This window comes from Polaromonas sp. (assembly GCF_049790275.1).
Classification (GTDB): Bacteria; Pseudomonadota; Gammaproteobacteria; order Burkholderiales; family Burkholderiaceae_C; genus Polaromonas.
Genome location: NZ_JBAQYR010000168.1, coordinates 1 through 10,577, shown reverse-complemented (window position 1 = coordinate 10,577; position 10,577 = coordinate 1). Strand labels below are relative to the sequence as shown.

Below are 10,577 nucleotides of genomic sequence, written 5' to 3'. Positions count from 1 at the left end.
CTCCCGGCTGATTCGCCGGAAAGTGTCAACCATGTCCCCGCACACCTGTCCACCATGTGTCCGGTCCGTACAGCGACGCAAAAGAAAGTTACTTGCCGCCGGGCAACCCCCGGCTTGCTGGCACACCGCAAACAGCAGAAACAAAGAAGACTTCGACAAGCTCAAGACCGCAGCAGCTCAGCCCGAACGGCATAGGACCGGAGACGGAGGCCAATCGGTAGCCTCGTTTGCGCTGAATCAGCACAACAGCAATTCGTTCCCGGATAATGGTTTTCAAAATATCAGGAGACGACCGTGACGGATGCACCCCAGCCTCTAGCCTCGCTCAACACCGATTTGAGTCCGTCCAGCAGCCTGCTCGCCAACTTGCGGCAGGAGTTGATGCGGCATCCGCCGTTTGCCCAAATGCAGGCCAGCGAGGTGGACTTCTTCCTGAGCCATTCGCACCAGAACTACTTCGCTCCCGAAGAGGTGCTGATCGAGCCCGACAGCGGACCGGTCAAGGAACTGTTTTTCATACGCCAGGGCGCGGTGATTGGCGAGCGCGGCCTGGCCGAGCTGTCGGGTGGGGCTTTCCATTACGAACCCGGCGAACTTTTTCCCGTCAGCGCGGCACTGGCGCAGCGCGCCGTCACCGCGACCTACCGCGCGGTTGAAGACACCTTTGTGCTGGCACTGCCGCTGGCCTCCATGCATGCGCTGGCCGTGCTGAGCCCGCCGTTTGCCGACTTTTTGAACCGGCGCACCCTCAAGTTCCTGGATCTTTCGCGGCGTGCCCTGCAGGTGGCTTATGCCTCGCAGGCGTTGGCTGAGCAGTCGCTGGAAACACCACTGGGCGAAGTCGCCAGCCAGACGCCGGTGAGCTGCCGGCCCGACACACCGCTGCGCGAGGTGCTCGCGCAAATGCACCAGCTGCGCATAGGTTCCATGCTGGTCACCGATGAAGCCGGCCGGCCGCTGGGCATCCTCACGCGTTACGACATCCTGGGCCGGATCACGCTGCCGGCGCTGCCGCTGGACACGCCGATCTCGCAGGCCATGGTGCAGCCGGTGCTGACGCTGACACACGAACACACGGCGCTGGACGCTGCCTTGCTGATGAGCAAACACGGCATCCGCCATGTGCCGGTGACGCGCGCCGGCGTGGCGGTGGGCATGGTGTCGGAGCGCGACCTGTTTGCCATGCAGCGACTGAGCCTCAAGCAGGTCAGCACCTCGATACGTTCGGCCGCCGATGTGGACACGCTCAAAATGGTGGCACAGGACATCCGGCGTTTTGCGCACACGCTGCTGGGCCAGGGCGTGCATGCGCGCCAGCTCACCGCGCTGATCAGCCACCTCAACGATGTGCTGACCTCGCGCCTGCTGGAGATCAAGGCGCAGGCGCACGGCCTGGACCTGAGCCGCATGTGCTGGCTGGCGTTGGGCTCCGAAGGGCGCAGCGAGCAGACCATAGCGACGGACCAGGACAACGCATTGATCCTGCCGGACGACACCACGCCGGATCAGCGCGAGGCGGCGCTGCGCTTCGGCCGCGATGTGAATGTGGCGCTGGACGCCTGCGGCTATCCGCTGTGCAAAGGCGGGGTGATGGCCGGCGAGCCGGCCTGCTGCCTGACGCTGCGCCAGTGGCGCGAGCGCTTTGCACACTGGATAGAACATGGCGCGCCTGAAGACCTGCTCAATGCGAGCATTTACTTCGATTTCCGGCCGCTGGCCGGTGACGACCGCATGGCCGACACCCTGCGCCGGGAGGTGAGCGAGGCCGCGCGGCGCGCGCCGCGTTTCATCAAGCAGCTGGCGCTCAATGCATTGCTGCACAGCCCACCGCTGAACTGGACCGGCAGCATTGCGGTGGACGATGACGGCATGATCGACCTCAAGCTTCAGGGGGCCGCCATTTTTGTCGATGTCGCGCGCATTTATTCGCTCAGCTGCGGTGTGACGGCCACCAACACCCGGGAACGCCTCGAAGCCGTCGGGCCGCTGCTGGGGCTGGCCGCGGCGGAATACCAGGCCTGGGTCAGCGGGTTCGAGTTTTTGCAGACGCTGCGCCTGCGGGTGCAGCTTGAAGGCGCCGCGCCGCCGCACCAGCCCAACCACCTGAAAGTGGATCGCCTCAACGACATCGACAGGCGCATCCTGCGCGAGTCGTTCCGTGTGGTGCGCTCGCTGCAGCAGCGCCTGCAGCTGGACTACGAACGATGAGCTGGGTGGACTGGTTGCGCCGGCCCCTTGCCGCGCTGGCAGGCGTGGACGATGCGCGCTGGGTGGTGCTCGATGTGGAAACCAGCGGGCTGGACCCGCAACGCGACCAGTTGCTGGCGATTGCCGCCATTGCCGTGCAGGTGGACTGGGCGGGCAAGCGCCTGAGCATCCTGCCGGGCGACAGCTTCGAGGTGGTGCTGCGCCAGACGTCGGTTGCATCAGCCAAGGACAACATCCTGCTGCACGGCATCGGGCTGCAGCGCCAGCGGGAAGGCATGCCGCCTGAAGAGGCCTTGCGCGCGTTTGAACGCTTCATTGGCCACTCGCCGCTGCTGGCCTTTCATGCCCCTTTCGACCAGGCCATGATTGGCCGGCATGTGCTGGCCCACTTGGGCGCGGCGCTGCCGAACCGCTGGGTGGACATCGAGCAGCTGTGTGCAGTGACTCACGAAAAGGTGAAGGCGCGCGCGCTCGACGAATGGCTGGCGCACTTCGGCATCGTCTGCGCGCCACGGCATCAGGCGGCGGCCGACACCCTGGCCGAATGCGAACTGCTGCTGCGCATCTGGCCAAAAATGGCCGGGCAGTGCCACTCCTGGCGCGATGTCGAAAAACTCGCCGCCCACCAGCGCTGGATTGCCCGGGCCTGAGGAACGGGCGCAGGTCGCGCGGCTAAGATCGCCGCATGGATTCACCTGTTTTTGTTGCCCTGCTTCCGGTGGTGTTCTTGATTGCTATCGGTTTTATAGCTGGTCGCGCAGGCTGGATGAGGGCTGGGGCCACAAAAGACCTTGCAAACCTGGTGTTTCTGCTGCTCACGCCGGCGCTGCTGTTTCGCACCATGAGCAGGGTGGACATCGAGCAGCTCGACTTCAAACCGGTGGCGGCGTATTTCCTGGCGGTCGTCATCCTGTTTGCCGGCACGCTGCTGGTGCAGGGCTTCAACCGCCGTGCTGCGGTGCTGGCACTGGCCAACACCTTTTCGAACACCGTGATGATCGGCATCGCCCTGGTGGGCCTGATGTACGGGCCGGACGGACTGGTGACGCTGCTTACGCTGGTTTCCGTGCATGCGCTGGTGCTGCTGACGAGTGCCACGGTGGTGTTGGAGCTCGCCGTCGCGCGTGAGCAGAAGCAGGGCGCTCCCGGCGCCGTTGCCGCCGCGCCGCGCCAGGCGCTGGCCACCGTGCTGATGGCCCTGAAGAACTCCCTGCTGCATCCTGTGCCGCTGCCCATCATCGCCGGCCTGCTGTTTGCGCAGATCGGTTGGGTCATCCCCGGCGTGATCGACAAGCCGCTGGAGATGCTGGCCCTGGCTTTCGGTCCGCTCGCGCTGGTGCTGGTCGGCGTGACGCTGGCGAACACGCCCGTGGGTCCGCACTGGCGGCCGGCACTGGCGCTGGCCGGCATCAAGAACCTGGTCCATCCCTTGCTGGTGGCCCTGCTGTGCCGCCTGCTGGGTGTGGGCGGGCTGCCCATGACCGTGATGGTGGTGGCTGCGGCGCTGCCGATAGGCGCCAACGTGTTTTTGTTTTCGCAGCGCTACGAAGTGGCCGAAGAACTGGTGACGGCCAGCGTGGTGGTGTCAACGGCGCTGGCACTGGTGAGCCTGACGCTGGTGTTCACGCTGCTGCCTTACCTGGGCTGATCGCAACGAGTTGTACGGAGTTTTCATGCAGTTTCTACAGTCACTTCCCGTTTCTGCGCAAACCATCGGCTTGCTGCTGCTGTCCAACGTCTTCATGACCTTCGCCTGGTACGGCCACCTGAAAAACCTGGCGACCTCGCCCTGGTACGTCGCGGCGCTGATCAGCTGGGGCATTGCGCTGTTCGAGTACCTGCTGCAGGTGCCGGGCAACCGCATCGGTTTCACGCTGTACAGCGTGGGCCAGCTCAAGATCATGCAGGAGATCATCACACTGAGCGTGTTTGTGCCCTTTGCCGTTTTCTATCTCAACGAGCCGCTCAAGCTCGATTACCTCTGGGCCGCGCTGTGCATGGTGGGCGCTGTGTATTTCATCTTTCGGTCGGCCTGAGAACAAGCGGCCACCGACAGGTATTTAGTCAAGCAGGGGCCGCGGGTCCGGCTTTGCCGGCCCGCAGGCGCAGCGGCCCCCTCGGGGGGCAGGGAGCTACGCGGAGTGAGCGACCGTGGGGGCCACATCCACCCGGTTAAACTCCCTGTTGTCACAAATTTGTCATGTCCTCTGACATGTACCCTCCCAGGAGCTGAAGATGCTGTTTGGCAAGCTGTTGCCGCGTGAAGGCAATTTTTTCGAGCTGTTCAACCAGCATGCCGATCGCATTGTGGAGGCGGCGCGCGCATTCTCCAACCTGGTCGCCAACTACAGCGATCTGCAGAAGCGCGAAGCCTACAACCGGGAGGTCGACAACGCCGAGCGCGCTGCCGACCGCATCACCCACGAGGTGAACCGGATGCTGCACAAGACATTTATCACGCCGATTGACCGCGAGCAGATCCATTCGCTGATTAACACCATGGATGATGTGTGCGACCTGATCCAGGACTCTGCGGAAACCATGGCGCTGTACGACGTGCGCCACATGACCGAGGAGATCGTGCGGCTGACGGACCTGAGCGTCAAATGCTGCGAACGCCTGAAAGACGCGGTGGCGCTGATCGACAAGCTCAGCGACGCGGCCACCGCCGAGGCAGCGCTGAAGACCTGCGAGGAAATCGACAAGCTCGAGTCGGATGCCGACCGGGTTATGCGCTCGGCCATGAGCAAGTTGTTCCGCGAAGAACCCGACGTACGCGAAGTCATCAAGCTCAAGGCGATTTACGAATTGCTGGAAACCATTACCGACAAGTGTGAGGACGTGGCCAACCTGATCGAGGGCATCGTCCTCGAAAACTCCTGAACATGGCGTCCGTACAGACCGCCTTGTGGGTAGTGGCCATGCTGGTCATCCTGGCCGTTGTCTTTGACTTCATGAACGGGTTTCATGATGCGGCCAACTCGATCGCCACCGTGGTGTCGACCGGCGTCCTCAAACCTGGCCAGGCCGTGCTGTTTGCGGCTTTTTTCAACTTCGTCGCCATCTTCATCTTTCACCTGAGCGTGGCCGCCACCGTGGGCAAGGGCATTGTCCAGCCGGGCATTGTCGATACCCATGTGGTGTTCGGCGCACTGATAGGCGCCATCACCTGGAACCTGGTGACCTGGTATTACGGGATCCCGAGCAGTTCCTCGCACGCGCTGATTGGCGGCATCGTCGGTGCGGTGATGGCCAAGTCCGGTGCCGGGGCACTGGTGGCCGGCGGCATCCTGAAAACAGTGGCCTTCATTTTTGTGTCGCCGCTGCTGGGTTTTCTGCTCGGCTCCCTGATGATGGTGGTGGTGGCCTGGGTCTGCCGCCGCGCCACGCCCTCGCGCGTGGACCGCTGGTTCCGGCGCCTGCAGCTGGTCTCGGCCGGCGCTTACAGCCTGGGCCACGGCGGCAACGATGCGCAAAAAACCATTGGCATCATCTGGATGCTGCTGATCGCCACCGGCTACACCTCGGCCAGTGACAGCGCACCGCCAACCTGGGCGATTGTCAGCTGCTACATCGCGATTGCCGCGGGCACCATGTTCGGCGGCTGGCGCATCGTGAAAACCATGGGCCAGAGAATCACCAAGCTCAGGCCTGTGGGCGGATTCTGCGCGGAAACCGGCGGGGCACTGACGTTGTTCCTGGCCACCAGCCTGGGCATTCCGGTATCAACCACACACACGATCACCGGCGCCATCGTCGGTGTCGGCTCGACGCAGCGCGCCTCTGCCGTGCGTTGGGGCGTGGCCGGCAATATTGTCTGGGCGTGGATTTTCACGATCCCGGCATCCGCTTTTGTCGCGGCCATCGCCTACTGGGTCAGCCTGCAGCTGTTCTGATCTCCATGCGCCTCAATGATTGGGGGCCCCTCTTTGCCAGCCGGGGCCGCGGGACCGGCTTTGCCGGCCCGCAGGCGCAGCGGCCCCCTCGGCGGGGGGGGCAGGGCGCTACACACAGTGAGCAACCGTGGGGGCTTAGCTACCCGGCTGGCTGATTTTCCTGGCTTCCTCGACCTGGTATTCAAAGTAGCGCTGGAAGCTGAAAACGATGCTGGACATCAATGCAATCGTGCCGAACAGCAGTGCGCAGACAATCGCGGCCATGGTCAGCCAGTTGGTCTTGCCGGGGGCGCTGTCGGGCGCGGCAGCCGGGTTGTGCTGGGAATTCCATTTTTCAGGCGCCATCAGGCCGTAATAAATAGCCGTCAGCGCCGTGGCCGCAAGGGTGAAGCCCAGCAGGGGGACCAGCGCCCACGCCAGCTGGTCGTCCTGGCCATACTGGCGCACACGCTGCACGCCCCACCAGCCCACGGCGGCGACGAGAGGGTGTACCCAGGCCAGCAGATCGGCCCAGCCGTACAGGTAGAAGCGGTGCAGGCCCAGTTGGCCACCTGCAAAAGCCAGCCAGGTGGCCAGGGTCTTGTTCTTGTTTTTCATGCATCCAGTCAGGGTGGGGAGGGGAAGGGCATTGCGTCCTTGGGCGGCAAGGTGTCGCCGGCACCCAGCGTCTTTTGCATGATCACAATATCACGCCAGGCACCCATCTTCCAGCCGCAGGACTCGACGATGCCGACCTGCGTGAACCCGAGGGCAAGGTGCAGGCCGACGGAGCCGGCATTGGCTGAATCGCCGATGACGGCCATGATCTTGCGTATGCCGGCGGCCTCGCAGCGCACCAGCAGCTCGGTCAGCAGTTGGCGGCCCACGCCCTTGCCCTGGAGTCCGGGGGCCAGGTAGATCGAGTCCTCCACCGAATAGCGGTAAGCCGGCCGGGGCTTGAACCAGTTGCCGTAGGCAAAGCCGATCACGACGCCGTTTTCTTCGGCCACCAGGTAGGGCAGGCCCTTGCCCAGCACATCTGCCCGTCGCGTAGCCATGTCGGTCACGCTGGGCGGCTCGGTTTCGAAGGTGCCGGTGCCATTGAGCACATGGTGGGCATAAATGGCGGTGATCGCCGGCAGGTCGGTGTCAACGCTGGCTCGTATCAAGGTCATGGGAGTGGCCAAAAAGAGGGTTGGGGAAGGCGGCGGGCGGGACAGCAACGGACGGCGGGTTATAATCTGCGGCTTTGCAGCATTTCGCTGGCCGGGTGCCATGTCGTGTGTCTCAAGCGCTGCAGGAACATTTTGGGGTGATTTTTTTCACCTCACCACCCGAAGGATAAATCATGGTCGTCATTCGACTCTCGCGCGGCGGTTCTAAACACCGTCCTTTTTTCAATATTGTTGTGGCTGACAAACGCGTTCGCCGCGACGGCCGTTTCATCGAACGCATCGGTTTTTACAACCCGATCGCCAAAGGTGGCGAAGAGGGCCTGCGCATCGAGCAGGACCGCCTGACCCACTGGCTCGGCGTGGGCGCACAAGCGTCCCCCACCGTGCTGCGTCTGGTCAAGCAGGGCGCTTCTGCTGCCCCCAAGACCGCCTGAACGTAGGGATTTAAATGCTGCCTGGCCTTGAGCCGTCCGGCTTGCCGGACGACGCGGTTGAAGTCGGGCGCATTCTTGACGCCTGGGGCGTCAAGGGCTGGGTGAAAATCCTGGCTCACAGCGCCTCTTCCGAGGCGCTTTTTTCATCCGGCCGCTGGTTTCTGCAGCCGCCGGATACCAAACATCGGCCCGGTTTTGACGCTTTCTCCGGCACCGTGGCGCTGACGGTCAGCGAATCCAAAACCCATTCCGACTCCGTGGTGGCCAAGTTCGAAGGCATCGACGACCGCACCCCTGCCGAGGCCCTGCGCGGTGCGCGCATTTTTGTGCCGCGTAGCAGCTTCCCCAAGGCTGGCAAGGACGAATATTACTGGGTCGACCTGCTCGGCCTGAATGTCGTCAACCGCGAAGGCGTGGCTCTGGGCTGCGTGCGCGACCTGATGGCGACAGGGCCGCACTCTGTGCTGTGTGTGGAATACACCGATGGCGAGCAAACCCTGGAACGCATGATTCCCTTTGTGGCAGCCTATGTGGACGCCGTGGATCTGCCGGGCAAGACCATCACCGTGGACTGGCAGCCAGACTACTAAAGCCCCCACGGTCGCTCACTGCGTGTAGCTCCCTGCCCCCCGAGGGGGCCGCTGCGCCTGCGGGCCGGCAGAGCCGGACCCGCGGCCCCTGCTTGAAAAAGACAATTCCCAGCGCTCGTTCGTTTGATATCCGTTCGTCCTGAGCTTGTTCGCGGCGGCCCGATGCAAAATACATAGCCATGCGTTTTGACGTCATCACACTCTTTCCCGAGCTTTTTGCGCCTTTCCTGACGAGCGGCGTGACGCGCCGTGCGTATGAATCCGGCCTGGTTGAGGTGAAGTTGTGGAACCCGCGCGATTTTGCCGAGGGCAACTACCGCCGTGTCGATGACCGCTCCTTTGGCGGGGGCCCGGGCATGGTGATGCTGGCCGAGCCGCTGGCGCGCTGTCTTGAAAAGATCCGCGAGGAGCGCGCCGAGCCAGCCGGGCAGCAGGCGCCTGTGGCCCTGTTTTCACCGATAGGGCGTGCGCTCGACCATGGCAGCGTGGCGGCGTGGTCGGCCAGTATTGGTGCCGTCCTGATCTGCGGCCGCTACGAAGGCCTGGATCAGCGGTTTATCGACACTTTTGTGGACCAGCAGATTAGCTTGGGCGACTTTGTCCTGTCAGGCGGTGAAATTGCCGCGATGGCCCTGCTGGACGCCGTGGCCCGTTTGCAGCCCGGCGTACTCAACGACGAGGGCAGCCACCAGTTCGACAGCTTCAACCCGGCGCTCGATGGCCTGCTCGATTGCCCGCATTACACGCGACCCGAAACTTGGCGCGGCCAGGCCGTCCCCGACATGCTGTTGTCCGGCAACCACGGCCACATCGAACGCTGGCGCCGCGAGCAGCGCCTGGCCCTGACCCGGCAGCACAGGCCCGAATTGCTGGACAGGGCCCGGGCAGCCGGCAGCCTGACGGCCGCCGATGAGGCATTTCTGCACGATCTGCCTGCCAAAAAGGCCTCAAAGCCATAAATGGCTATAATCAAAGGCTTTTCGGTCCTCTGGCGGCCACTGCAACCATCTTGACCTTCAATGTGTCCATGGATTTGCGGTCTTTAGTGCAGCGCGTGTATGAACGAAAAAGTTAGATGGAAAAAATCATGAATCTGATCCAGACCCTAGAGCAGGAAGAAATTGCCCGCCTGAACAAGACCATCCCCGTGTATGCCCCCGGCGACACCGTGATCGTCAGCGTCAACGTGGTTGAAGGTACCCGCAAGCGTATGCAGGCTTTTGAAGGTGTTGTGATTGCCAAGCGCAACCGCGGCCTGAATTCCAGCTTCATCGTGCGCAAGATCTCCAATGGCGAAGGCGTCGAGCGGACCTTCCAGGTCTACAGCCCGCTGATCGCCAAGATCGAAGTCAAGCGCCGCGGTGACGTGCGCCGTGCCAAGCTGTACTACCTGCGCAGCCGCAGCGGCAAGTCGGCGCGTATCAAGGAAAAGCTGGGCGCCAAAGCTGCATAAAGCAGCTGGCCCGCAAAAAAAGCCGCTCTCCGGAGCGGCTTTTTTTATGCCCTGTTAATCTTGCGTTCTCATGACGACGCCCCGTTTCACCACGCCTTTGCCGGCCTTCGATCCCCGCAGCATCCCGGTGATCGGGGTGGACACGCACCTGTCCGGTGTACCGGCGCAGGAACTCACGCCGCAGGCCCTGCGCCAGCGTTTCCGGCACCCGCCGGTCTGGACGCCCGAGCATAGCGTCGAGAAAAAATTCTCCAACCGGGAACCGGCACTGGCGGCCGTGTTGCTGCCCCTCGTCATGCGCGATGAACTGACATTGCTGCTGACGGAGCGGGCGGGCAACATGTCCACCCACTCCGGCCAGGTTGCGCTGCCGGGCGGCAAGACCGACGAGGCCGACCACGATGCGGTAGACACAGCCCTGCGCGAAGCCCATGAGGAAATCGGCCTCACCCGCGAGCATGTGGAGGTACTGGGCATCCTGCCTACCTACGTGACCGGCACGGCATTCATCATCACGCCGGTGGTCGCCCTGGTGCAGCCCGGTTTTGCGTTGCAACCCAGCCCTTCCGAGGTGGCCGACATCTTCGAGGTGCCCCTGCGCTACCTGATGGATCCGGCCAATCACCGGCGCCATGAATTCGAGTTTGACGGTGTGCTGCGTCAGTGGCTGTCCATGCCCTACACAGGCGCGGAGGGGGCCGACGCCAAGGAACGCTACATCTGGGGTGCCACGGCCGGCATGTTGCGCAACCTCTACCGTTTTCTGAGCGCCTAGATAAGCCCCCCCCGTCCAGGCTCACTTCGTGTAGCCTGTTCCCCCCTCAAGGGGGCGGCGCCTGCGG

At 63.3% G+C, this 10,577-nt stretch carries 13 protein-coding genes; 11 read left to right on the top strand and 2 right to left on the bottom strand.

Annotated features, from left to right (window positions below; genetic code table 11):
* Positions 1 to 294: 294 nt before the first annotated feature.
* The 6 genes from WA904_RS21665 to WA904_RS21640 all read left to right on the top strand — a co-directional run bounded on the left by WA904_RS21665 (position 295) and on the right by WA904_RS21640 (position 6,104).
* A complete protein-coding gene (locus WA904_RS21665) occupies positions 295 to 2,208 on the top strand; it encodes a DUF294 nucleotidyltransferase-like domain-containing protein (RefSeq protein WP_425199192.1) in 1,914 nt (637 codons plus the stop codon).
* The gene (locus WA904_RS21660; RefSeq protein WP_425199191.1) at positions 2,205 to 2,858 is read left to right on the top strand and encodes a 3'-5' exonuclease; all 654 of its coding nucleotides are present in this window, start codon (positions 2,205 to 2,207) and stop codon (positions 2,856 to 2,858) included. Before WA904_RS21665 ends, WA904_RS21660 begins: the two co-directional genes overlap by 4 nt.
* A gap of 35 nt (positions 2,859 to 2,893) precedes the next feature.
* On the top strand, positions 2,894 to 3,856 hold the full coding sequence (locus WA904_RS21655; RefSeq protein ID WP_425199190.1) for an AEC family transporter: 963 nt from the start codon (positions 2,894 to 2,896) through the stop codon (positions 3,854 to 3,856).
* Positions 3,857 to 3,881: 25 nt separating this feature from the next.
* Entirely contained in the window at positions 3,882 to 4,244 is a 363-nt protein-coding gene (locus tag WA904_RS21650; RefSeq protein WP_425199189.1) for a DMT family protein, read from the top strand.
* A 199-nt stretch (positions 4,245 to 4,443) separates the two neighbouring features.
* On the top strand, positions 4,444 to 5,091 hold the full coding sequence (locus WA904_RS21645; protein ID WP_425199188.1) for a DUF47 domain-containing protein: 648 nt from the start codon (positions 4,444 to 4,446) through the stop codon (positions 5,089 to 5,091).
* A 2-nt stretch (positions 5,092 to 5,093) separates the two neighbouring features.
* Positions 5,094 to 6,104, top strand: a complete 1,011-nt coding sequence (locus WA904_RS21640; RefSeq protein ID WP_425199187.1) for an anion permease — start codon at positions 5,094 to 5,096, stop codon at positions 6,102 to 6,104.
* A gap of 135 nt (positions 6,105 to 6,239) precedes the next feature.
* Here the strand turns inward: WA904_RS21640 and WA904_RS21635 are convergent, their stop codons facing one another.
* Positions 6,240 to 6,701: a hypothetical protein gene (locus WA904_RS21635; protein WP_425199186.1), complete on the bottom strand. Its 462-nt coding sequence runs from the start codon at positions 6,699 to 6,701 to the stop codon at positions 6,240 to 6,242.
* Positions 6,702 to 6,709: 8 nt separating this feature from the next.
* Positions 6,710 to 7,258 carry an N-acetyltransferase family protein gene (locus WA904_RS21630; RefSeq protein ID WP_425199185.1) on the bottom strand — a complete coding sequence of 183 codons (549 nt, stop codon included), beginning with the start codon at positions 7,256 to 7,258 and terminating at the stop codon, positions 6,710 to 6,712.
* 173 nt (positions 7,259 to 7,431) lie between these two features.
* Between WA904_RS21630 and rpsP the strand changes: the two genes are divergently transcribed.
* From rpsP to WA904_RS21605, 5 genes are all read left to right on the top strand, one after another.
* Positions 7,432 to 7,692: a 30S ribosomal protein S16 gene (rpsP, locus tag WA904_RS21625; RefSeq protein ID WP_348066186.1), complete on the top strand. Its 261-nt coding sequence runs from the start codon at positions 7,432 to 7,434 to the stop codon at positions 7,690 to 7,692.
* A 14-nt stretch (positions 7,693 to 7,706) separates the two neighbouring features.
* A complete protein-coding gene (gene rimM, locus WA904_RS21620) occupies positions 7,707 to 8,282 on the top strand; it encodes a ribosome maturation factor RimM (RefSeq protein WP_425199184.1) in 576 nt (191 codons plus the stop codon).
* 179 nt (positions 8,283 to 8,461) lie between these two features.
* Positions 8,462 to 9,241: a tRNA (guanosine(37)-N1)-methyltransferase TrmD gene (trmD, locus tag WA904_RS21615; protein WP_425199183.1), complete on the top strand. Its 780-nt coding sequence runs from the start codon at positions 8,462 to 8,464 to the stop codon at positions 9,239 to 9,241.
* A gap of 128 nt (positions 9,242 to 9,369) precedes the next feature.
* Positions 9,370 to 9,735 carry a 50S ribosomal protein L19 gene (gene rplS, locus WA904_RS21610; protein ID WP_096668567.1) on the top strand — a complete coding sequence of 122 codons (366 nt, stop codon included), beginning with the start codon at positions 9,370 to 9,372 and terminating at the stop codon, positions 9,733 to 9,735.
* Between the two features lie 70 nt (positions 9,736 to 9,805).
* Complete coding sequence (locus tag WA904_RS21605) at positions 9,806 to 10,510, top strand: CoA pyrophosphatase (RefSeq protein WP_425199182.1); 705 nt, start codon at positions 9,806 to 9,808, stop codon at positions 10,508 to 10,510.
* The last annotated feature ends 67 nt before the right edge of the window (positions 10,511 to 10,577 follow it).

Coding starts and splice junctions, on each gene's coding strand:
- WA904_RS21660 (WP_425199191.1), top strand. CDS start 2,205: ATGAGCTGGGTGGACTGGTTGCGCCGGCCCCTTGCCGCGCTGGCAGGC.
- WA904_RS21655 (WP_425199190.1), top strand. CDS start 2,894: ATGGATTCACCTGTTTTTGTTGCCCTGCTTCCGGTGGTGTTCTTGATT.
- WA904_RS21650 (WP_425199189.1), top strand. CDS start 3,882: ATGCAGTTTCTACAGTCACTTCCCGTTTCTGCGCAAACCATCGGCTTG.
- WA904_RS21645 (WP_425199188.1), top strand. CDS start 4,444: ATGCTGTTTGGCAAGCTGTTGCCGCGTGAAGGCAATTTTTTCGAGCTG.
- WA904_RS21640 (WP_425199187.1), top strand. CDS start 5,094: ATGGCGTCCGTACAGACCGCCTTGTGGGTAGTGGCCATGCTGGTCATC.
- WA904_RS21635 (WP_425199186.1), bottom strand. CDS start 6,701: ATGAAAAACAAGAACAAGACCCTGGCCACCTGGCTGGCTTTTGCAGGT.
- WA904_RS21630 (WP_425199185.1), bottom strand. CDS start 7,258: ATGACCTTGATACGAGCCAGCGTTGACACCGACCTGCCGGCGATCACC.
- rpsP (WP_348066186.1), top strand. CDS start 7,432: ATGGTCGTCATTCGACTCTCGCGCGGCGGTTCTAAACACCGTCCTTTT.
- rimM (WP_425199184.1), top strand. CDS start 7,707: ATGCTGCCTGGCCTTGAGCCGTCCGGCTTGCCGGACGACGCGGTTGAA.
- trmD (WP_425199183.1), top strand. CDS start 8,462: ATGCGTTTTGACGTCATCACACTCTTTCCCGAGCTTTTTGCGCCTTTC.
- rplS (WP_096668567.1), top strand. CDS start 9,370: ATGAATCTGATCCAGACCCTAGAGCAGGAAGAAATTGCCCGCCTGAAC.
- WA904_RS21605 (WP_425199182.1), top strand. CDS start 9,806: ATGACGACGCCCCGTTTCACCACGCCTTTGCCGGCCTTCGATCCCCGC.